The following is a 20,557-nucleotide window of genomic DNA, read 5'->3' as shown; positions in this document are numbered from 1 at the left end:
CGCGCATTGAAAGGACTTGGACTTGGCTACGCGATTCAAGATCGGCACCCGCAAGAGCGCGATGGCGCTGGCGCAGACGGAGGAGATTGCGCGTCGCCTGAGCGCGGCCATGCCCGATCTCGAGGTCGAGATCGTCAAGTTCGACACCACGGGCGATCTCGACCAGACCAGCAAGCTGCTGCCGCATGGCGGCAAGGGCGGCGCCTTCGTGGCGCAGATCCGCGCCGCCGTGCTGTCGGGAGAACTTCAGGCCGCGATGCATTCGCTGAAGGACATGCCGGGCAATGAAGACACGCCCGGTCTCGTCATCGGCGCCACGCTATCGCGCGATCCGCCCGGCGATGCGCTAGTGCTGCGCGAGGGCGTGACGCTGGAAGCGCTGCGTCAGTCCCGCGGCAAGGGTTTCAAGATCGGCACCAATGCCGTTCGCCGGGCCGCCTATGCGCGGCGGCTGTTTCCGGATGTCGAGGTGATCCACTTCCGCGGCGCTGCCGACACGCGCGTGCGAAAACTCGACAATGGCGAGAAGCAGAAGCTGCCAGATGGCGGCGCGGTAGGGCCCGCGGATGCGCTGATCATGGCACGCTCGGGCCTCGACCGCGTCGGTCTTGCGCATCGCATCGCCTACGAATTCTCCGCGGCGGAGATGTTGCCCGCGGCGGGGCAGGGCATCGTCGCCGTCGAATGCGCCGCGCAGGACTGGCAGACGCGGCAAATTCTGTCATCGATCGACGATCCCGCCGCGCACGCCTCTGCCGATGCCGAGCGCGAGGTGCTGTGGGTCCTCAACGGCCACTGCAATTCGCCTGTTGCGGGCTTCTCGACCATATCGGCCGATCAGATGTCACTCACCGCCTCCGTGCTCGACCTCTCCGGCAACACCATCATCGAAGCTTCGCACACGGGCCCTGCCAATCGCCCGCGTGAGCTCGGCCGTGCGGTGGGTCTGGATCTCTTGGCGAAGGGCGCCGCCGAGATCATCGAGCGCAGCCGGCCGCGCTAGGCTCTCGGCTAACCGGTCGCTTGGGTGATGATGGCATTATGCGCCTGTTTTGCCCGACGGGTCAAATCTTATTCGGAAAGGACGAATATCCGCGCGGGGGGAATTCTTCAATGATTCCTACTGTGCATGGGGTTGTTTTCGCGGCTTTTTATCGGAGCCGACCACAAAGGGGGCGTCATGCCCGGGCTTGTGCCGGGCATCCACGTTCTTGGTGCCGAGTGGTTAGGCGTGGATGGCCGGGACAAGCCCGGCCATGACGGCGTGGAAAGAGTCCCTCTACCCCCGCACCCGCTTGATCATCTGCTCGACATGGGCGATCGGCGTCTCCGGCTGGATGCCGTGGCCGAGATTGAAGATCAGCCGCCCTTGCGCAAAGTTCGCCAGCACGTTGTCGACGGCGCGATCGAGCGCGGCGCCACCTGATATCAGCACCAGCGGATCGAGATTGCCCTGCACGGCGACACGGCTCTGCACGCGCTCGCGGATGAAGGCGGGCTCCGCGGTCCAGTCGATGCTGACCGCGTTGACGCCGGTGGCCTCGACGTAACCGGGCAGTTGCGCAGCAGCGCCGCGGGGAAAGCCGATGATCTTCGCATCCGGCACCTTTGCGCGCACGCCCGCGACGATGCGCCGCGTCGGCTCGGTTGACCAGCGCGCGAATTCGGCTGGCGGCAGCACGCCGGCCCAGGTGTCGAAGATCTGCAACGCGTTGGCGCCGGCCTCCAGCTGCTTCAGCAGATATTCGATCGAGCTCTCCACGAGCACGTCGATGATCTTCGCAAACGCTTCCGGATGCCGGTAGGCCATCATCCGGGCCGGCGCCTGGTCGGGCGTGCCGTGGCCCGCGACCATGTAGGTCGCAACCGTCCACGGCGCGCCGCAGAAGCCGATCAGCGCGGTCTTTTCATCGAGCGCGCCGCGCACGAGCTTGAGCGCCTCGAACACCGGCGTGAGCTTGCCGAGGTCGGCGTATGCGGCGAGCGTTGCGACTTTCGCCGGATCATCGAGCGGCTCCAGCCGCGGACCTTCGCCGACCTCGAAACGTACCGAGCGGCCGAGCGCGTAGGGGATCACGAGGATGTCGGAGAAGATGATTGCCGCATCAAAGCCGAACCTGCGGATCGGTTGCAGCGTCACTTCGGCGGCGAGCTCCGGGTTGAAGCAGAGATCGAGGAAGCCGCCCGCCTTGGCGCGCACCTCGCGATACTCAGGCAGATAGCGGCCGGCCTGCCGCATCATCCACATGGGCGGGATGGCTTGGCGGTGGCCGGAAAGGACGTCGATGAAAGGTTTCGTCGCAGGCTGGGGCACGAATGGTCCTGAAGCAGGTTATCGCCCCTGATACACCGCGGCGGCCCCGAGCGGAACAGGGGAACCAGCGCAATCGGGCCGCGTTGACCAGCCAACGGAGGAGATCATGGCTGAGACATTCAATCCCGCGCCGCACGACAAGCACGCCGACGATCTGCGCGAGGCGCTCGTCGCCGATCGTCACGCCAAGCTCGACACCGGGCTCGAGGGTACCTTCCCGGCATCCGATCCCGTCAGCGCCGCCCAGCCGACGCCTTCGAAGGCCGACGCGGACGCCGACAATCCCTCGCTCTGGGACAAGGTTAAGGCGATCTTCAGCTAGCGGTAAGGGGCGCCGGATTCCGATAGGTTCGCTAATGTCTTGTTAGCGATGCATCGATCCCGGCGTCCGTACGACTACGGGAAACCGGGGGTATGGCGGCGTATTCCGCCAATCGTTTCAGAGTTCAATAACAGAAGCGGCAGAGGTTCCCGGCGATCGGAGAACCCTGCCGCATGAACGCCGTTGCCCAAAGAGCCGGATGGAGCCGCCTGCCGCTGCGCGCGGCGGCTTTCGTCGTGCTCACTTGCGCGACCATCCTCGGCGTCAGCGGCTGGCGCGAATGGGCCGCGCGCGATGCGGTGCTCAAGGGCGCCGAGACCGAGATGGCGAATGTCGCGCGCTCGCTGACCCAGCATGCCGAGGATAGCCTCGATCTGCTGGATTCCGGCGTCGTCGGCGTCGTCAGCCGGCTCGAGATGGACGGCACCGAGCCGGCCACGATCGCCAAGCTCAGAAGCCTGCTGGAGGCGCGCAAGAAGGCGATGGAGCGCGTCCACAGTCTCGCCATCATCGACGACCAGGGCAATTGGCTGACCTCGCCCGGCACGATCTCCTCGACGCTCAGCGACGATGCGTTCTTCCGCCATCATCAGCTCTCGCCGAAGCGCGAGCCGTTCGTCGGCCACCCCGTGAAGAGCCAGCTCGACGGCGAATGGGTCGTCACCCTGTCGCGCCGCTTCAACAAGCCGGACGGCAGCTTTGGCGGCGTCGTGCTCGCGACCATCAGCTCGCGCTATCTCTCGCACTTCTACGAGCAGTTCGAGATCGGCCGCAACAGCTCCGTGGCGTTGATGCATGGCGAGGGCACGATCATCGCGCGCAACCCGCACAACGAAAAATTCGTCGGCCGCAGCGTGGCCGATACCCCGCTATTCCGCGACGCCAGCCTGCAACGGCCGGCTGGCGCCTATCATTTCAAGTCGCCGCTGGACGGCGCCGACCGCGTCAGCTTCTTCAAGCGCAGCGGCCGCTATCCGCTCGTCCTGCTCGCGACCGTCGACAAGGACGAGCTGCTGGCGCCCTGGCGCGCGGCGGCGATCTCCCGCATGCTCTACGTGCTCGCGCTGGTCATGCTGATCGCGATCATCGGCGCGGTGCTGGTGCGGCAGTTGCAGCGGGGCCAGAGCATGGCCGCTGCCCTGGTCGAGAAGGAAGCCCATTTCCGCCTGCTCGCCGAAGGCTCCAGCGACATGGTCACCAGCATCGGGCTCGACGAGCGGCTGCGCTACGTCTCTCCGTCCTCGATCCGTGTCGTCGGCTGGCGCGCCAACCAGCTGATCGGCACGCCGGCGCTCGCGGGCATCCATGCCGACGACCTGCAGCAGGTCCAGGCCCTCGTCGATGCCATGAAGCGCGGCGAGAAGGAGGAGGCGCGGGTCACCTATCGGAACTCGCACCGGCAGAAGGAGGAGGTCTGGCTCGAATCGACCATGCGAGTGACGCGCAAGGACAACGGCCGCGTCGACGGCGTGGTCGCGATCTCGCGCGACATCACCGAGCAGAAGAAGCTGGAGACCAGGCTCGAGACCCTCGCGATCGAGGACAGCCTGACCGGGCTCGCCAACCGCCGCCGCTTCGACGAGCGGCTCAGCGATGAATGGGCGCGCGCCTATCGCGACCGCTCCAGCCTCGCTCTGCTGATGATCGATGTCGACCACTTCAAGGCCTACAACGACGAATACGGCCATCCTGCCGGGGACGCCTGCCTGCGCGTGGTGGCGCAGGTCATCGCCGCCGAGATGAAGCGTCCCGGCGATCTCGCTGCGCGCTACGGCGGCGAGGAATTCGCCATGCTGCTGCCGAACACCGATGCCGATGGCTGCGCCCGCATCGGCGAGCGGATCAGGAAGGCCATCCGCGAGGCGGGCCTCGTCCACAGCGCCAATCGCAGCTCCGGTCGCGTCACCGCTTCGCTCGGCGGCGCCGCCTGCCGTCCGGCGCTGGAGCGCACCGCCGGCGTCGGCACCCTCGTCGAGGCGGCCGACCAGGCGCTCTATGCGGCGAAGGAAGCCGGTCGCGACCGATTGATGATGTCGGTCCAGGTCGCGAACCTGCCCAAGGCCGTCGGCGAGTAGGACCGCTCAATAATGCGGCGGGCGCTCGTTGGCGGGGCCGGGCGCGTTGGCTTCGGCCTCCTGAAGCCGCTCGCCGAGCTCCGCGACTTTCCGCGTCAGCGCATCGATTTGCTTCCACTGCGCGGTGATGGTCTGGTTCAGCGTCTCGATCGTGTCGTCCTGATAGGCGATGCGCATCTCCAGCGCGTCGATGCGCTCGCCGAGCGTCTTGATCTCATTCGTCACGTGCGGCGTCCTTGTCCCGTTCGCGCAGACCCAATTCTTTCAAGCCATGGCCGAGCGCGACGCGCTCGTCGAACACGAAGCACTCGCCGCGCCACCGGCTCTGCGCCTCCGGCACCTCTTCCAGATATCTCAAGATGCCGCCCTTGAGGTGATAGACCTCGGCAAAGCCGCGCGCGAGCAGATGCGCGCTCGCCTTCTCGCAGCGGATGCCGCCGGTGCAGAACATCGCGATGCGCCGGTGCTTTGCGGGATCGAGTTTTTGTGCGGCAAAATCCTTGAACTGGCCAAAGCTCTTGATATCAGGATCGACCGCGCCCTCGAACGTGCCCATCGCCACCTCGAACGCATTGCGGGTGTCGAGCACCAGCGTGTCGGGCGCCGCGATCAGCGCGTTCCATTGGTTCGCATCGACATAGATACCGACCTGCCGGGTCGGATCGGCGGCCGCATCGCCAAGCGTGACGATCTCCTTCTTCAGCCGCACCTTGAGCCGGCCGAACGGCGTCGCGTCAGCGGTCGAGAATTTCAGTTCGAGATTGTCTAGCCGGCCGCCGAACATGGCGCCATGGGCGAGCTCATGGACGAAGGCGTCGATCGCCTCGGGTGTGCCGGCGATCGTGCCGTTGATGCCTTCCTCCGCCAGCAGCACGCTGCCCTTCAGCGCGAGGCCGGCGCAGAACGCGCGCAGCGGCTCGCGCAGCTCGCGGTAATCGGGCAGGGCGGTGAATTGGTAGAAGGCGGCGACCTTGTGGATCATGGCGGCTCGTTTAGCAGGCGGCCGCCGCCCAGAAAACCCGCATGGCTGCGGGGCGCAAACGGTCTATACGCCCAGCGGATGGCTGCCATTTCCCTGGTATGCCAGGATTGCCCGGATGGGCCGGAATGTGTCATGTAGGCCCGGTTTTTCCGAGACGGCGCGCTATCCGCGCCGACGGTCTGAGAGAGCAAAAATTCAATGAGAAACTTCCATTTCCCCGGCAGGTCCACGGTTCACGCCACCAACGCGGTGGTGGCGACCTCGCATCCGCAGGCCTCGCTGGCCGCGATCGAGGTGCTGCGCGAGGGCGGCACGGCGGTGGACGCGGCGGTCGCGGGCTCGGCCATTCTCGCCGTGATCGAGCCGCAATCGACCGGCATCGGCGGCGACTGCTTCGCGCTGATCCAGCCGCGCGGCGAGGGCAAGATCATCGCCTATAACGGCTCCGGCCGCGCCCCGAAGGCGGCCAACGCCGACTGGTATCTCGAGCGCAAGATCAATTCCGTGCCGCTGACCTCGGCCCATGCGGTCTCGATCCCCGGCGTGATCGACTGCTTCGCGACCGTGCTGCGCGATCACGGCAAGTTCGGCTTCGACCGCCTGCTCCAGCCCGCGATCAAGGCCGCCGAGGAAGGTTACGTCGTCGCGCCCCGCATCGCCTTCGACTGGAAGAACCAGTTCGAGAAGCTCAAGGCCGGCACCAACACCGTTCGCTACCTGTTGCCGGGCGGCAAGCCGCCGGTGGCCGGCGACGTCATCCGCCAGGCCGAGCTCGGCAAGACCCTGCGCGCGATCGCCAAGGACGGCCGCGACGCCTTCTACAAGGGCGAGGTCGCGGAAGACATGGTCGAGACCCTGCGCTCGATCGGCGGTCTCCACACCCTCGACGATTTCGCCGCGCACACCACCGAGACGACGAAGCCGATCGGCGCCATGTACAAGGGCTACGACGTCTGGCAGTGCCCGCCGAACGGCCCGGGCGTCACGGCGCTGTTGATGCTCAACATCCTGTCGCGCTTCGACCTGACCAAATACGCCCCCGTCAGCGTCGAGCGCTTCCATCTCGAGGCGGAAGCCGCGCGCATCGCCTACATGAACCGCGAGATGCATGTCGCCTCTCCCGAGCACATGAAGATCAACGTCGCCGAGATGCTCGAGAAGGGCTTTGCCGACGAGTATATCAGCAAGATCCGTATGGACGGCATGCTCGACCTGCCGAATGTCGCGCCGCCGATGAACCCCTCGACCATCTACATCACCGTGGTGGACAAGGACCGCAACGTCTGCTCGTTCATCAACTCGGTCGCGCATTCGTTCGGCTCGGCGATCGTCTCCAACAAGACCGGCGTGCTGTTCCAGAACCGCGCCGGCGGCTTCCGCATCCAGCCCGGCCATCCCAACTGCATCGAAGGCGGCAAGCGCCCGCTGCACACGATCATGCCGGGGCTGCTCACCAAGGGCGGCCGTTCCACGATGTCGTTCGCGGTGATGGGCGGCCAGTACCAGCCGACCGGTCAGACTCATCTGCTGACTAACATCCTCGACTACGGCTGCGACGTACAGGAGGCGATCGACATGCCGCGCGGCCTGCATTACGAGGGCCACTATCAGCTCGAGGACAGCGTGCCGGCCGATATTGTCGAGGGCCTGAAGAAGCTCGGCCATAAGACCACCAGTGTCGTCGGCCCGCTCGGCGGCGCCCAGGCGATCTGGATCGACTGGGACAAGGGCACCCTCACCGGCGGTTCCGATCCGCGCAAGGACGGCTGCGCGCTGGGCTATTGATCGCGCGCGGTTCCTCGCGAAGACATCAGGAAAAATTGACGAAGGGCGGCACGGCATTGGCTGTGCCGCCCTTTCCCGTTCGGAACGGAGCTCATGGCCCCAAGTTGGTTGGCGGTGAGCGGTGCAGGCGTGCGCTGCTTTGTTTTGAAGCGGCGGAGGCCGTCAATGTCCGACAATTCAAGTTCCCGATCATCCGGATTCGATCGCCGCGCCTTCATGGCGGGCGCAGCCGGCAGTGCCCTCGTTCCGATCACCGCGCGCGCGGCCGCGCAGAGGCGGACGCGCCGTCCGCGCTGGACTCCGGCGCTTCCCGTCGATGTCACGCTGCACGTCAACGGCAAGGACAAGCGCCTGCACATCGACGCCCGCACCACGGTGCTCGATGCGTTGCGCGAACATCTCAAGCTCACAGGCAGCAAGAAGGGCTGCGATCACGGCCAGTGCGGCGCCTGCACCGTGCTGATCAACGACCGCCGCGTGGTGTCGTGCCTGACGCTCGCGCTCGCCGCCGAGGGGCAGGAGATCACCACGATCGAGGGCCTTGCCACCGACGATCACCTGCATCCGATGCAGCAGGCCTTCGTCGACAATGACGCGTTCCAGTGCGGCTATTGCACACCGGGGCAGATCATGTCGGCGATCGCCTGCGTGAAGGAGGGGCATGCCAACAACGAGGCCGACATCCGCGAATATATGAGCGGCAACATCTGCCGCTGCGCCGCCTATCCCAACATCGTCGCCGCCGTGAAGCAGGCCGCGCCCGAAATCATGAAAGGCTAGGCACATGCGACCTTTCTCGTATCAGAGGGCGAGCGACCCCGACATGGCCGTGCAGGCGCTCAGCGCCGCCGCGGCCGCCAACGATCCGCTGACGCAGGCCGCTGCGCAGCCGCTCGCCGGCGCACCACGTTGATCGATCTGATGAAGCTCGACGTGATGCGGCCCGCCGCGATCGTCGACATCAATCCGCTCGCGCGCGGCTGGTCGGCGATCGAGCCGGGCGGCGACAAGCTGCGGCTCGGCGCGCTCGCAAAGATGTCTGATGTCGCCGCGCATGACGGGATCCAGCGGGACTATCCGGTGATCGCGAACTCGCTGAAGCTTGCCGCCAGCGCCCAGCTGCGCAACATGGCAACGCTCGGCGGCAACGTGATGCAGCGGACGCGGTGCAGCTATTTCCGCGATGTCTCCTACGAGAATTGCAACAAGCGCAATCCCGGTTCCGGCTGTGCCGCAATGGACGGCGTCAACCGCATGCATGCCGTGCTCGGCACGTCCGACCACTGTATCGCCACCTATCCTGGCGATTTCGCCCAGGCGCTGATCGCGCTGGACGCCACGGTCGAGATCACCGGCAGGTCCGGCACGCGCAACATGCCGTTCGCGGAGTTGCACAAGGCGCCCGGCAGCACGCCCGATATCGAGACCACGCTTCAGCCCGGCGAGCTGATCTCGGCCTTTGTCATCACCGGCCGCTGGCCGCGTTCGGTGTACCTCAAGGCGCGCGACCGGCAATCCTATGAATTCGCGCTGTCCTCGGCGGCCGTCGCGCTCGACGTGCAGGACGGCACGATCAAGGATGCGCGCGTCGCGCTCGGCGGCGTCGCGACCGTGCCCTGGAGGGCACGCGAGGCGGAGGCGCTGCTCAAGGGCCAGAAGTTCGACGATGGGCTGGCGCAGCGTGTTGCGGATGCCGCTTTCGCCCATGCCAGAGGACGTCAGCACAACAATTTCAAGATCGCGCTCGGAAAGCGCGTGGTGGCGCGTGCGCTCCAGCAGGCCGTAACGATGGAGATCTGACCATGACCGCTGCTGCTCCCGAGCCGAAGGCCAATATGGGCCAGCCCGTGCCGCGCTACGATGCGACCGCAAAAGTCACGGGGCGCGCGACCTATGCGTCCGACATGCCGCTGGACAATCCGGCCCATGCCTACCTGGTCACCAGCGCCATCGCCAAGGGCCGCATCGACAGCTTCGACCTCGATAATGCCAGGCGCGTCCGCGGTGTGATCGACATCGTCACGCACGAGAACGCCCCGAAGCTGAAGGAGTCGAAACTTTTCAGCAATGGCGGCTATGCCGGCACGACGATCCAGCCGCTGAAATCGGCCGAGATCGCGCATGACGGCCAGATCATCGCTGTCGTGATCGCGGACACCTATGAGGCCGCGCGCGAGGCGGCCAACCGCATCAAGGTCAGCTATACGGCCGCTGCGCCCACCGCGACCTTCGATTCCCCGGGCACGACGACAGCCGCCGCGAAGGGGCAGAACTCGCAGTTCAAGGAAGACCCGAAGGTCGGCGATTTTGCCAAGGCGTTCGACGAGGCCGAGGTCAAGCTCACCGCCTCCTACGACACGCCGACCCAGCACCACAATCCGATGGAGCTGTTCACGACGAGCTGCGCCTGGATGGGCGAGGACCTCGTCATCTATGAGGGCAGCCAGTATGTATACGGCCTGAAGAACGGCGTCGCCGAGCAGCTCGGCATCGACGCCGACAAGGTGCGCGTGGTCAATCCCTATGTCGGCGGCGGCTTCGGCTCGCGCGGCTCGATGACGCCGCGCACCGCCATCATCGCCGGCATTGCGAAGCGCCTGAACCGGCCCATCAAGCTCGTCGCCACCCGCGACCAGGGCTTTACCATCGCGACCTACCGCGCCGAGACGCGGCACGAGATCAAGCTTGGCGCCAGCCGTGACGGCAAGCTGACCGCGCTCAGGCACGAGGGCGCCGAGGTGTCCTCGCGTCCGGATCCCTATTGCGTCGGCGGCACCAAGACCACGACGCGGCTCTATGCCTGTCCGAACGTCGACAGCCTGGTGTCGATCGTGCGCGCCGACCGCAACACGCCGGGCTTCATGCGCTCGCCGCCGGAGGTGCCGTATCTGTTCGCGCTGGAGAGCGCGATGGACGAGCTCGCGGTCAAGCTCAACATGGATCCGGTCGAGCTCCGCCGCATCAACGACACGACCAACGAGCCGATCGACGGCAAGCCCTACACGTCGCGCTCGCTGATGGCGTGCTTCGACGAAGCCGCCAAGGCGTTCGGCTGGTCGCAGCGATCGCCGGAGCCGAAATCGATGGCGGAGGGCGACTGGCTGATCGGCTATGGCTGCGCCGCCACCTGCTATCCGACGCAGATGGCGCCCTCGGCCGCGCGCGTGCGCCTCCAGCGCGACGGCCGTACCCGCGTGGAGATCGCGGGCCACGAGATCGGCACCGGCGCCTACACGATCATCGCCCAGACCGCGTCCGAGCGGCTCGGCGTGCCGCTGGAGAAGGTCGCCGTCTTCATCGGCGATAGCGATCTGCCGCCAGCGCCGGTGGCCGGCGGCTCGAACTCGACCGCCAGCACCTGCTCGGCGGTGATGATGGTGTGCGACCAGATCCGCCAGCGGCTGTTCAAGGCGGTGATGCCGAATGCGAGCCTGACCGACAAGGCCAAGGAAACCATCGGCATGGGACAGACGCCGACGACGCAAGCCGCAAAGAGCGATCGTCCGCTCGATCTGGACAAGGCATTCGACGCGCTCGGTGTCGGCGTCGTCGAGGAATATGGCGAGTGGAAGCCGGAAGGCGCGCCGCTGGATTCCTTCAAGGCCATGCATAGCGGGCACGCGCGGCTCGTCGGCGGCCACCAGATGAAGGACAAGATTGCCTACGCCTTCGGTGCGGAGTTCGTCGAGGTCCGCGTCAACCGCTTCACGCACGAGATCCGCAGCCCCCGCCTGGTCGGCGCCTTCGCGGCCGGCCGCATCATGAATCCGCGCACGGCGCGCAGCCAGCTGATGGGCGGCCTGATCTGGGGCATGTCCTCGGCCCTGCTGGAGGCCACGGAGATCGACAAGCGCTATGCGCGCTACGTCAACGACAATCTCGCCGATTATCTTGTGCCCGTGAATGCGGACACACCAAGCGTCGAGGTGATCCTGCTCTCCGAGCAGGACGATCACATCAATCCCGCGGGCGCCAAGGGGCTCGGCGAGCTCGCCAATGTCGGTACCAACGCCGCGATCTGCAACGCGATCTATCACGCCACCGGCCAGCGCATCCGCAAGCTGCCGGTGCGGCTGGAAAATATCGAGGTCTAAAGGGGTGGAATCCCCACGCGCCTTGCGCTAGACACCTTCCGCCTCAAACCGAAGGTGCCTTATGCAGCGTTTTCAACGCGCACTCCTCGCCATCATGTCGGCACTCGCGATCACCGTGATCGCCGGCGTGTCGACATTCGTTTCCACCACGGCCTCGGCCCAGACCGCAGGAAAGACCATGACCACAGCTTCAGGCTTGCAAGTCACCGACAGCGTCGTCGGCACCGGCGCTTCGCCAAAACCCGGCCAGATCTGCGTGATGCATTACACCGGCTGGCTCTACGAGAACGGCCAGAAGGGCAAGAAATTCGACTCGTCCGTCGACCGCAACGAGCCGTTCGAATTCCCGATCGGCAAGGGCCGCGTCATCGCCGGCTGGGACGAGGGCGTTGCCACGATGAAGGTCGGCGGTAAGCGCACGCTGATCATTCCGCCGCAGCTCGGCTACGGCGCCCGCGGCGCCGGCGGCGTGATCCCGCCGAACGCGACGCTGATGTTCGACGTGGAATTGCTCGCGGTGAAGTGACGCGAAGCGTCATTCCGGGGCGGCTCGAAGAGCCGAACCCGGAATCTCGAGATTCCGGGTTCGCTTCGCGCCCCGGAATGACGGCGTGAATGGACCAACAAAAAGACCGGCCTTGCGGCCGGTCTTTTCGCTTTCAACGCTAGTCGCGCTACTCTGCCGCGCGACGAGCCGCCGCAGCGGCGCGATCCGCCGCGTCCTTTGCTGCGTCCTTGGCATCGCCCATGGCCTTCTGGCCCTTGCCCTTCACTTCCTGGACCGCGCCTTCGCCCTGCAGGCGCTCGGAACCGGTGGCTTCGCCGATGCCCTGCTTGGCCTTGCCGATCGTCTCGTTGGCGGTGCCCTTGATCTTGTCGGTGGTGCTACCCATGAAACTCTCCATCCAATTTGCTCATGAGGGCAACGTCCCGCAGCTACGAGAGTTCCGATTTTGGTATGGCTTGCGGATGCGGCTTTGGGGTAGTTTGCCGCGCACGGAACCAACAGAAAGAAGTCCCATGACCGGCCATGACCATTCGCATTCCCACCATGACCACGATCACGATGATCGCTGGAAACATGACGGCGTGCGCGTCATTCCCGGCAACCAGCTCGACACCAACGTGCCCTCGACGGCCGGCATGGACCGCGCGGCCGCGATCAATTTCGCGCGCGTCGGCGCGCAGAAATTGTGGGCGGGCACGGTCAGCATCAAGCCGGATGCCAAGACCGGCGCGCATCACCACGGCCATCTCGAAAGCGTCATCTACGTGGTCAAGGGCAAGGCGCGGATGCGCTGGGGCGAGAAGCTGCAATTCACCGCCGAGGCTGGCCCCGGCGATTTCATTTTCGTGCCGCCCTACGTGCCGCACCAGGAGATCAACGCCAGCCCGGACGAGGTGCTGGAATGCGTGCTGGTGCGCAGCGACGGCGAGGCGGTCGCGATCAACCTCGACATCGAGCCGGTCGAGAAGCCCGAGACCGTGCTGTGGATCGACCCGGTGCACCGGGATCCCAACGAGAAGAAGTAAGACCTCCCGAGACCGCCGCGGGGCAGTGCGGTCGCCTCCAGGGAGGCGGCAAAAAATATCCGGAAGCGATGTCGGATGGCCGTCGGGCCATCCGTCCTTGGGCAGAACCCCGCCCAAGGAGCTTCCGATGCCCAGGATGATCTTCATCAATCTGCCGGTGACCGACCTGAAGCGCGCCACGGCCTTTTACGAGGCGGTCGGCGCGACCAGGAACCCGCAATTCTGCGATGACACCGCGAGCTGCATGGTCTTCTCCGAGACCATCTACGCGATGCTGACGACCCACGACAAATTCCGCCAGTTCACGCCGAAGCCGATCGCGGATGCGAAGACCTCGAACCAGGCGCTGTTCTGCCTGTCCGCCGAGAGCCGGAGCGAGGTCGACGAGATCGTTGCCAGGGCCGAGGCTGCAGGCGGGGTCGCCGATCCCAGCCCGAAGGACGAATACAGCTTCATGTACGGCCGCAGCTTCGAGGATCCGGATGGCCATATGTGGGGTGTGAACTGGATGGACATGGCAGCGTTCGCCGCGCAGTCCGAGATGGCGAACGCCTGATCGAAGCCCGATCGAACAACCAAAGAGGAGTGCGCTTCATGTCCAAGCTCGTGCCCTGCATGTGGTTCAACGGCGATGCCGAGGAAGCCGCGAAGTTCTACACCTCGCTCGTTCCGAATTCGGAGATCACGCACGTTCAGCAGAACGTTTCGGACGGCCCGTCCGGCAAGACGGGCTCGGTGCTGGTCGTCGAGTTCACTGTCGCCGGGCAGCCCCTGGTCGCGCTCAACGGCGGCATGACGATGGAATACACCCACGCCATCTCGCTGATGATCCATTGCGACGACCAGGCCCAGGTCGATAGCGTCTGGAACGCGTTCCTGGCGCATGGCGGCAGGGAAGAGCAGTGCGGCTGGCTCAGGGACCGCTGGGGCGTGGCCTGGCAGGTGGTGCCGAAGGTGATGTTCGAATTCCTGTCGAGCCCCGACAGGGCCGCGGCCGCGCGCGCGATGCAGGCCATGATGAAGATGGTCAAGCTGGACGTGGAGGCGCTGCGGCGCGCGTTCGAGGGCAAGTCCGCGGCGTGACGTCGACACAGGTGCCGTAGGGTGGGCAAAGGCGCGAAGCGCCGTGCCACCATCCGTCCCTGATTGCGAGAAGTGGTGGGCACGCTTTCGCTTTGCCCACCCTACGGGACCGTCCCTGGGCGCTCTAATAATTGATCCGCAGCCCCACGCCGCCATGGATGGTGTTGCCCACCGGCTGCGGGCCCAGCGTGCCGTTCGCGAACAGGTCCACGATCCAGCCCTTCTGCACCCGGAAGCCTAGTCGGCCGCCATATTCGAACCAGCCCTGGTTGCCCATGGTCGGCACCACCGTGCCGTTGCCGGTGACCGTCGCAACGATGCCGCTATGGCCGGCGAACGACTGCACCCAGCCACCGTTGATGTTGGTCTCGATGTTGCCGCCGTAGAGATGCGTCCACTGGCCGCCGATCTTGACCAGGTTGGTGCGGTCGGTGCCGGTCGCGATGCTGGCGTCGAACGGGTTGAAAGCGACTGCGCTGTCGCTATAGCCGGACACGCGCTGCCAGAGCTGCCAGACCTCGATCGAGGCCGCGACCTCGTCGCGCGGCGAGACGCGGCTCATCCAGCCGGCGCGGCCGTAGACGGCATAGTTCGCCGCATTGGTCGAGCTCGTCACGCTCACCGGGCCGAGGTTGGTGTCGTAGCTGCGGGTGTAGCGGGCCTTCTCCCACGGCGTCAGGATGGTGCCGACGTCGAAGAACGGGCGCGACGAGCCCCAGTCGGTGAAGTCGTAGCGCAGCGCAAAGGCGCCGATCGGCGCGCTGGTGATCTTGTACCCGCCCTCGTTGTATTGCGTGTAGGCGATGCCGGCGAGGAGCGACAAATTGTTGGTGAGCTCCTTGCGGCCGTGAATGCCGGCCGAGAATGAGCCGGCCGACCCGAACGCGCTGATGCAATCACTGCAATTGACCTGCTCGTTGACGCCGAGCAGCACCGTGCCGAGCACCCGGTTGGTGATCATCTGGTTGAAGCGCTGGCCCGCGAGACCGCCGATCGAATTGCCGCTGGAATCCGCGCCGGTCGGGCTGGGACTCGGGCTCGGATAAGGTGACGGATAGGGGGACGGCCCGCTGGATGTCGGGGTCGTCGTGGGCGTACTCGTGGGCGTGGACGTCGGCGCGTAGCTGGGCGTTGGCGTGGGCCCGTAGCAATTCGACTCGCAGGAGGCCTGCGCCATGGCCGGACGCGCATGGAGCGCCGCCAGCGCGAACGTGGCGGCTGCGGCCAGCACCGCGGCAGGCAGGAAACGCCTCAAGCGGTGTTTCGCCATCATCAGCGCCCGCACAGCATGCCGTCGTCATGGACGGCGGGCGTGATGGTTGGCGTGGCGTCGGCATATTGGTTGACTGAGCACAGCCCCGCGCTTGCGGCGCAATTGGCGGCAAACGTCCAGGGCGGTGTATTGGTCTTGGTGATGCTGACCTTGCCGCCAGTGGAGGTGATCACTGCTGTGTCGCCCGGCTGGGCGAGCTGCACGCATTGGAAGCTCAGCGTGCAGACGCTGGCCGCGCCGTCCTGAAGCACGACGACCGAGCGGCCGCGCTGCGACAGGATGTCGAGCGTGGTGCCGCGTACGCCGATGGTCGCGAGCGGCGTCGTGATCTTGTAGGCGGTCTTCTCGGAATGGCCGGTGACGAAGCGGAACGCGCCCGTGGTCATGCGGATCGCGACATCGCGATAGCTGTGCTCGTCGTTGAAGACGGTACGATCGAGCTTGAGCGTGGCGCTCGGGCCGAGCGAGAGATTGGTGCTGTCGGCCATGACGAAGCGCGCGGCGCTGTCGGCGCCGGTGCGCACGGTCTCGTCGCGCAGCATGCTGTCGCCGACATTGATCGGAGTCGCGGTCGCGGCGACGCGCACCACTTCGTTCTGGATCACGACGGCTTCGCCGACGCGCGTCTGCGCTTGCGCGCCAGACGCCGCGCACAGCACGGCCGTCAGCAGTGTGGAGAAAAACGAGAAACGCAAATTCATTTCGCAACCGATCGATGTGTCCCTGATCGTACCGGATCGCGCGCGCTTCTGATGTGGCGAAATTATCACAAGCGGCGCGGGACCTGCGCTATGCTTAGTGACAGTTGCGGCGGAATGCGTTCAATGAAAACCGCCGTCCAGATTATTCTCCCGGTGAAGCAGATTTGCCACGCAAGATATCTCCACAACAGCCGATCGAAGTGTCAGCGGTTCCGAAGCTGTCGCAGAGCGCAGTGATCGCTGTCGCGATCTTCCTGGTTGCGCATCTGGCGCTGCTGATTGGCCTGACGACCCCGGAGAAATTCGTCTTCGACGAGGTGCACTACGTGCCGGCGGCGCGGCAGATGCTGGCGCCTGCAATGTCGCAGCCGATGCTCAATCCGATGCACCCGCCGCTGGCCAAGGAGCTGATCGCGGCCTCGATTGCCACGTTCGGCGACAACGCATTCGGCTGGCGCTATCTCGCGACATTGTTCGGCGCGCTCGCGATCGTCGCGATCTATCTGAGCGCCCTTGCGCTGTTTTCCGCGCAAGGGCCTGCGATCGCCGCCGCGCTGATCGCGGCGTTCAACCAGATGCTGTACGTGCAGGCGCGCATCGCGATGCTCGACATCTTCGCGTTAGGCTTCGGCCTGCTCGCGATCGCCGCCTTCATGCATGGGTTTCGAAGAGAGCGCCCGCATGCGCTGTTCGCGCTCGCAGGCGCTCTGCTCGGCTTTGCTGCGGCCTGCAAATGGAGCGGCCTGTTTCCGCTCGGGGTCTGCATCGTCATCGTTGCGGTGATCCGCCTGATGCAGGGCTGGCGCACGCTGTTTGCCGACGCCAAGCCGGGCGACTGGTATCGGCCCGACCTCTGGCCCGACTTTCGCGTGCATCACGTTGCACTCTGCTTCGCGGTCTTGCCGGCGATCACGTATCTGGCCGCATTCGTTCCGCTCTATGGCTTCTCGCTATCGGATCTGATCGAGGCGCAGCGCCGGATCTTTGCGGACAACACCACGGCCGCGATCGCGGGGCATACCTATATGAGCGCGTGGCCGTCCTGGCCGCTGCTGGCGCGACCGGTGTGGTTTCTGTTCGACAAGTCTTCGGAGAATAGCGTCTCCGCGGTCGTCTTTCTCGGCAATCCCCTGGTGATGTGGCCGGCGCTGCTCGCGCTCGCAATCGTGCTGCGCGACTTCGTCGTCGCGCGCCGCTGGGATGCGTTCCTGATCGCAACGTTCTATTTCGGCTGCTGGCTCGCCTGGGCGCTGCTGCCACGCACGCTCGGCTTCATCTACTACTATCTGCCGGCAGCAACGATTGCATCGCTCGCGCTGGTCTATGTGCTGCGAAGACAGGGGCTGCCGCGCTGGCTGCTATGGGCCTATGTCGGCATCGCCGCCATCGGCTTTGCCATGATGCTGCCGATCTCGGCGGCGTTCATCGGTACGACGATGCAGAATTTCAACCGCCTGATGTTGTTCCAGAGCTGGATCTGACATCAGAAAACCGCCTGCCGCTGATTGTGGCAGGCGGCTCATTGATCGTCGCGATTATTTCGACGCGGTCTTGGTGTCCATGTTCACGACCTGGACGCGGCGGTTGATCGGGTCGGCGCCGTTGGCGGTGTCCTTCAGCTTGGTCTTGCCGTAGCCGACGGTGACGAGATCGGTGCCGTTGAGGCCGTAGTTCTGCACCAGGTACTTCTTGATGGTGTCGGCGCGACGTTCGGAGAGCCCCTGATTGTACTCTTCGCCGCCGATCGCATCGGTGTGGCCGGCGACCACGAAGGTCGAGCCCTTCAGCGCCGGGTCGGATAGGGCCTTGCCGAGCGCCTGCACCGACGACACCGAGGTCTTGGCGATGTCGGCCGAGTTGTAGTCGAACTGGATCTCCAGATCGATCTTCGGCTTGGTCGCAGCTAACTCGGCGATCTGCTCGCGTTCGCCCATCGAGAGCGATCGGGTCGAGCGGTTGCGCACGGTGTTCAGGAAGGTCGCTTCCTTGGCCTGCGCGGTCGGATCGGCTTGCGGTCCGACGGACAGGCCGCGGGTCGCCGGCTTCGGCTTCAACGCATTCACGATCTGGTCGGCGGAGAAGTTGTTGTCGCCGGCGAGAGCAAGGCTCGCCGTCATCGACAGCGCGGCCGTCAGAGTGATCGCCTTCAGTGCAAAAAACTTATCGAAACGGGTCATTGTCGTATCCTCGGTGTGACGCCTGATAGCGATTTGATGCTGGGAGCCTAGGACAGGTTCAAAGGCCCCGATGTGATGCGGGTCACATTCCAAATGGCCAAAATGTCCTGCGCGCCGGAGCCAATTGGCATCCATTGCGTGTCGGGTGAGTGGCAGCGCCCTGCCACCGGGAAGAAGCGCTGTCTCATTCGGCCGCAGAAGCAGAATGCTGACCCCTCTCGCTTTCTCGGAAGAGTGTTCGATACCTGCTGGACTCGCGGCCCCGGCAGGTACAATCTTTTCGTCATTGCTCGTCACCAGCCTGTATTGCCCGCTGCGTCAGCAGCCCGAAAAGCTACCGTCGCAGCGACTCCCAGTTCGGTTCGGGCAGCGGAAATCCCCGAGTGATCCAGATCACAGTGCGTCCTTGTGAGCTGGACCAGATTGCTCTCATCGGATCGGCTAAGGCCGACCCGAGAGCAGCGAAGAAGTTTGGATCAGGGGAGAATGATCATGCGCTTCTTGATCGCAGCAATTTCGATCGCAGCATTCATTGTCAGCGGCAACGCAGCTTTCGCGGACAAGCGCGTCGCCTTCGTCGTCGGCAACGCCACCTACAAGAATGTCCCGCAGCTTCCCAACCCCGCAATCGATTCCAAGGCGATGGCCAGGGTGCTGCGCAATGTCGGCTTCGATGTCGTCGAGGGCGCCAACCTCACGCTCCGACATGCGGGCCGCATTGATATCACGCGGACTGCGCTGGAAGGGTTTGGCCAGGGTGCTGCGCAATGTCGGCTTCGATGTCGTCGAGGGCGCCAACCTCACCCGCGACGCCATGACTGCAAAGCTTCTGGAGTTCGGCAAGAAGAGCGAAGGTGCCGATGTCGCGGTATTCTTCTATGCCGGCCACGGGATCGCCGTGAACGGCGTCAACTACCTGTTGCCGATCGACGCAGACCTGAAATCCGAGATGGACGTCAAGCTGGGCGCGGCGATCAATGTCGACCTCACGCTCGATCAGACGATGTCGGACGCGAAGGTGAAGCTCGTGTTCCTGGATGCCTGCCGTGACAATCCGTTCGCGGCGAAGATCCGCGCGGCCAGGGCCACCCGTTCCGTCAATGTGCAGACTGGTCTTGCCGAGATGAAGTCGGGAGAGGGCACGCTGATAGCCTTTGCCACCGGCCCCGGCCAGACCGCGCTCGACGGCGAGGCCGGCACCAACAGCCCGTTCACCCGCGCGCTCGTCGCCAACATCGCCCAGCCCGGGATCGAGATCCAGCAGGCGATGACGAAGGTCCGCGCCCAGGTCAGCGACGAGACCAGCAAGGGGCAATTGCCCTGGGGTCACACCAACCTCACGGGCAATGTGTATCTCAATCCGGTTGGCGTGCCGGCCGCGGCCACGACCGATGCGTCGAACGCGCCGGCGCTGGCCGCCGGCAAGCAAGGCTCCGACGTCGAGCTCGAGTTCTGGCGCTCGATCAAGGACTCGAACAAGGTCGAGGAGCTCAACGCCTATCTCACCAGCTATCCCAATGGCACGTTCAAATCGATCGCACTCGCCCGGATCGCGGCGTTGCAGGATGGTCCCTCCAACACCACCCGCAACCTGTCGGCCGGGATCGATCCCGCGACCTTTACGGAAGAGGCCAACCAGGTGTCCGAAGACCAGATTGGTCTCGACAAGAGCCAGCGCCGCGACGTGCAGCGTCGCCTCACCGGGCTCGGCTTCGATGTCAAGGCGACGGGCAAGTTCGACGAGGAGACCCGTTCCGTGATGAGGCGGTGGCAGGCGGCACGCGGCTATCCCGCGACCGGTTATCTCAACAAGCTCCAGCACAAGGCCCTGCTGTCGGAGATCGTCTCGACCCGAGCGGCCTCCTCCGAGCAGGCCGACGATGAGCCGGCGCGTCGCCGTTCCTCCGGCGGTGGCGGCCGGCGCCATTATTATAGCGGCGGTGGTGGCGGTCCGACCGGCGGCCCAGGCGGCCTGTTCGGCGGTATGATGGGCGGGTTGTTCGGCCGCCGCTGAGGCCAAGGCGGAGCCAGAGGCGGCCCGGTTCGGGCCGCCTCTGTGTTTCGGAAACCCTTGCTCATCGATCGTCGCAAAGCCGTCGCGGGATGGCCTGCGTGCGAACAAGAATTCGGCCAGTTGCGCGCCTAGCACGATCCGACAACCACTCATCTGCGAAGGGAGCCGAGTTCCATCCTGTGCCGAGGCCAAGTGACTATCAGC

Annotated in this window: 19 protein-coding genes and 2 pseudogenes; 14 read left to right on the top strand and 7 right to left on the bottom strand. The window is 65.2% G+C overall.

Annotation, left to right across the window (positions count from 1 at the left end; all coding sequences use genetic code 11):
- The first annotated feature begins 22 nt into the window (after positions 1-22).
- Positions 23-1,003 carry a hydroxymethylbilane synthase gene (gene hemC / locus FOM02_RS35010; protein ID WP_027564269.1) on the top strand — a complete coding sequence of 327 codons (981 nt, stop codon included), beginning with the start codon at positions 23-25 and terminating at the stop codon, positions 1,001-1,003.
- A gap of 276 nt (positions 1,004-1,279) precedes the next feature.
- Here hemC and hemE read toward each other — a convergent pair whose 3' ends face one another.
- Positions 1,280-2,314, bottom strand: coding sequence for a uroporphyrinogen decarboxylase (hemE, locus tag FOM02_RS35005; RefSeq protein WP_027564270.1), 1,035 nt, complete (start codon positions 2,312-2,314; stop codon positions 1,280-1,282).
- Between the two features lie 106 nt (positions 2,315-2,420).
- Here hemE and FOM02_RS35000 point away from each other — a divergent pair, with 106 nt between their 5' ends.
- Both FOM02_RS35000 and FOM02_RS34995 read left to right on the top strand, forming a co-directional pair.
- A complete protein-coding gene (locus tag FOM02_RS35000) occupies positions 2,421-2,636 on the top strand; it encodes a hypothetical protein (RefSeq protein ID WP_027564271.1) in 216 nt (71 codons plus the stop codon).
- A gap of 173 nt (positions 2,637-2,809) precedes the next feature.
- A complete protein-coding gene (locus tag FOM02_RS34995; protein WP_027564272.1) occupies positions 2,810-4,711 on the top strand; it encodes a diguanylate cyclase domain-containing protein in 1,902 nt (633 codons plus the stop codon).
- A 6-nt stretch (positions 4,712-4,717) separates the two neighbouring features.
- Here FOM02_RS34995 and FOM02_RS34990 read toward each other — a convergent pair whose 3' ends face one another.
- Together FOM02_RS34990 and FOM02_RS34985 are read right to left on the bottom strand one after the other, a co-directional pair.
- On the bottom strand, positions 4,718-4,936 hold the full coding sequence (locus tag FOM02_RS34990; protein ID WP_027564273.1) for a SlyX family protein: 219 nt from the start codon (positions 4,934-4,936) through the stop codon (positions 4,718-4,720).
- A complete protein-coding gene (locus FOM02_RS34985; RefSeq protein WP_027564274.1) occupies positions 4,926-5,693 on the bottom strand; it encodes a rhodanese-related sulfurtransferase in 768 nt (255 codons plus the stop codon). Before FOM02_RS34985 ends, FOM02_RS34990 begins: the two co-directional genes overlap by 11 nt.
- Before the next feature lie 198 nt (positions 5,694-5,891).
- Between FOM02_RS34985 and ggt the strand changes: the two genes are divergently transcribed.
- From ggt to FOM02_RS34955, 5 genes and pseudogenes are all read left to right on the top strand, one after another.
- The gene (ggt, locus tag FOM02_RS34980; RefSeq protein ID WP_027564275.1) at positions 5,892-7,478 is read left to right on the top strand and encodes a gamma-glutamyltransferase; all 1,587 of its coding nucleotides are present in this window, start codon (positions 5,892-5,894) and stop codon (positions 7,476-7,478) included.
- A gap of 165 nt (positions 7,479-7,643) precedes the next feature.
- Positions 7,644-8,258, top strand: a complete 615-nt coding sequence (locus FOM02_RS34975) for a (2Fe-2S)-binding protein (RefSeq protein WP_265440661.1) — start codon at positions 7,644-7,646, stop codon at positions 8,256-8,258.
- A gap of 4 nt (positions 8,259-8,262) precedes the next feature.
- Positions 8,263-9,278, top strand: a pseudogene (locus tag FOM02_RS34965) (FAD binding domain-containing protein).
- Between the two features lie 2 nt (positions 9,279-9,280).
- Positions 9,281-11,572: a xanthine dehydrogenase family protein molybdopterin-binding subunit gene (locus FOM02_RS34960; RefSeq protein WP_027564278.1), complete on the top strand. Its 2,292-nt coding sequence runs from the start codon at positions 9,281-9,283 to the stop codon at positions 11,570-11,572.
- A 61-nt stretch (positions 11,573-11,633) separates the two neighbouring features.
- Positions 11,634-12,098 carry an FKBP-type peptidyl-prolyl cis-trans isomerase gene (locus tag FOM02_RS34955; RefSeq protein WP_027564279.1) on the top strand — a complete coding sequence of 155 codons (465 nt, stop codon included), beginning with the start codon at positions 11,634-11,636 and terminating at the stop codon, positions 12,096-12,098.
- Between the two features lie 148 nt (positions 12,099-12,246).
- Here FOM02_RS34955 and FOM02_RS34950 read toward each other — a convergent pair whose 3' ends face one another.
- Complete coding sequence (locus tag FOM02_RS34950; RefSeq protein WP_027564280.1) at positions 12,247-12,465, bottom strand: CsbD family protein; 219 nt, start codon at positions 12,463-12,465, stop codon at positions 12,247-12,249.
- Between the two features lie 127 nt (positions 12,466-12,592).
- Here FOM02_RS34950 and FOM02_RS34945 point away from each other — a divergent pair, with 127 nt between their 5' ends.
- The 3 genes from FOM02_RS34945 to FOM02_RS34935 all read left to right on the top strand — a co-directional run bounded on the left by FOM02_RS34945 (position 12,593) and on the right by FOM02_RS34935 (position 14,188).
- Entirely contained in the window at positions 12,593-13,105 is a 513-nt protein-coding gene (locus FOM02_RS34945; protein WP_008568982.1) for a cupin domain-containing protein, read from the top strand.
- 127 nt (positions 13,106-13,232) lie between these two features.
- Positions 13,233-13,661 (top strand): VOC family protein, encoded by a 429-nt coding sequence (locus FOM02_RS34940; RefSeq protein ID WP_027564281.1) that lies wholly within the window; start codon positions 13,233-13,235, stop codon positions 13,659-13,661.
- Positions 13,662-13,699: 38 nt separating this feature from the next.
- On the top strand, positions 13,700-14,188 hold the full coding sequence (locus FOM02_RS34935; protein ID WP_027564282.1) for a VOC family protein: 489 nt from the start codon (positions 13,700-13,702) through the stop codon (positions 14,186-14,188).
- A gap of 124 nt (positions 14,189-14,312) precedes the next feature.
- Here FOM02_RS34935 and FOM02_RS34930 read toward each other — a convergent pair whose 3' ends face one another.
- Both FOM02_RS34930 and FOM02_RS34925 read right to left on the bottom strand, forming a co-directional pair.
- A complete protein-coding gene (locus tag FOM02_RS34930; RefSeq protein ID WP_027564283.1) occupies positions 14,313-15,458 on the bottom strand; it encodes a hypothetical protein in 1,146 nt (381 codons plus the stop codon).
- Positions 15,459-15,460: 2 nt separating this feature from the next.
- Positions 15,461-16,162, bottom strand: a complete 702-nt coding sequence (locus tag FOM02_RS34925; protein ID WP_027564284.1) for a FecR family protein — start codon at positions 16,160-16,162, stop codon at positions 15,461-15,463.
- A gap of 200 nt (positions 16,163-16,362) precedes the next feature.
- Between FOM02_RS34925 and FOM02_RS34920 the strand changes: the two genes are divergently transcribed.
- Positions 16,363-17,643, top strand: a complete 1,281-nt coding sequence (locus tag FOM02_RS34920) for a phospholipid carrier-dependent glycosyltransferase (protein ID WP_027564285.1) — start codon at positions 16,363-16,365, stop codon at positions 17,641-17,643.
- Positions 17,644-17,697: 54 nt separating this feature from the next.
- On the opposite strand, the gene FOM02_RS34915 is transcribed toward FOM02_RS34920, so the two are convergent.
- Positions 17,698-18,339 (bottom strand): OmpA family protein, encoded by a 642-nt coding sequence (locus FOM02_RS34915; protein ID WP_027564286.1) that lies wholly within the window; start codon positions 18,337-18,339, stop codon positions 17,698-17,700.
- A gap of 492 nt (positions 18,340-18,831) precedes the next feature.
- Here FOM02_RS34915 and FOM02_RS34910 point away from each other — a divergent pair.
- A pseudogene (locus FOM02_RS34910) lies at positions 18,832-18,991 on the top strand (peptidase); the annotation flags it as partial.
- A gap of 162 nt (positions 18,992-19,153) precedes the next feature.
- Entirely contained in the window at positions 19,154-20,353 is a 1,200-nt protein-coding gene (locus FOM02_RS34905) for a caspase family protein (RefSeq protein WP_416207794.1), read from the top strand.
- Positions 20,354-20,557 lie beyond the last annotated feature (204 nt).

Origin of the sequence: Bradyrhizobium sp. SEMIA, from assembly GCF_014844175.1 — a bacterium.
GTDB lineage: Bacteria > Pseudomonadota > Alphaproteobacteria > Rhizobiales > Xanthobacteraceae > Bradyrhizobium > Bradyrhizobium arachidis.
The sequence above is the reverse complement of the archived record's forward strand: the minus strand, read 5'-3'. Positions and strand labels throughout refer to the sequence as shown.

Bases quoted from the DNA above. Each gene is read 5' to 3' on its own strand.
- FOM02_RS35000 (WP_027564271.1), top strand. From the start codon at position 2,421: ATGGCTGAGACATTCAATCCCGCGCCGCACGACAAGCACGCCGACGAT.
- FOM02_RS34950 (WP_027564280.1), bottom strand. From the start codon at position 12,465: ATGGGTAGCACCACCGACAAGATCAAGGGCACCGCCAACGAGACGATC.
- FOM02_RS34915 (WP_027564286.1), bottom strand. From the start codon at position 18,339: ATGACCCGTTTCGATAAGTTTTTTGCACTGAAGGCGATCACTCTGACG.
- ggt (WP_027564275.1), top strand. From the start codon at position 5,892: ATGAGAAACTTCCATTTCCCCGGCAGGTCCACGGTTCACGCCACCAAC.
- FOM02_RS34995 (WP_027564272.1), top strand. From the start codon at position 2,810: ATGAACGCCGTTGCCCAAAGAGCCGGATGGAGCCGCCTGCCGCTGCGC.
- FOM02_RS34960 (WP_027564278.1), top strand. From the start codon at position 9,281: ATGACCGCTGCTGCTCCCGAGCCGAAGGCCAATATGGGCCAGCCCGTG.
- FOM02_RS34975 (WP_265440661.1), top strand. From the start codon at position 7,644: ATGTCCGACAATTCAAGTTCCCGATCATCCGGATTCGATCGCCGCGCC.
- FOM02_RS34985 (WP_027564274.1), bottom strand. From the start codon at position 5,693: ATGATCCACAAGGTCGCCGCCTTCTACCAATTCACCGCCCTGCCCGAT.
- FOM02_RS34930 (WP_027564283.1), bottom strand. From the start codon at position 15,458: ATGGCGAAACACCGCTTGAGGCGTTTCCTGCCTGCCGCGGTGCTGGCC.
- FOM02_RS34935 (WP_027564282.1), top strand. From the start codon at position 13,700: ATGTCCAAGCTCGTGCCCTGCATGTGGTTCAACGGCGATGCCGAGGAA.
- FOM02_RS34905 (WP_416207794.1), top strand. From the start codon at position 19,154: ATGACTGCAAAGCTTCTGGAGTTCGGCAAGAAGAGCGAAGGTGCCGAT.
- FOM02_RS34940 (WP_027564281.1), top strand. From the start codon at position 13,233: ATGCCCAGGATGATCTTCATCAATCTGCCGGTGACCGACCTGAAGCGC.
- FOM02_RS34925 (WP_027564284.1), bottom strand. From the start codon at position 16,162: ATGAATTTGCGTTTCTCGTTTTTCTCCACACTGCTGACGGCCGTGCTG.
- FOM02_RS34945 (WP_008568982.1), top strand. From the start codon at position 12,593: ATGACCGGCCATGACCATTCGCATTCCCACCATGACCACGATCACGAT.
- FOM02_RS34955 (WP_027564279.1), top strand. From the start codon at position 11,634: ATGCAGCGTTTTCAACGCGCACTCCTCGCCATCATGTCGGCACTCGCG.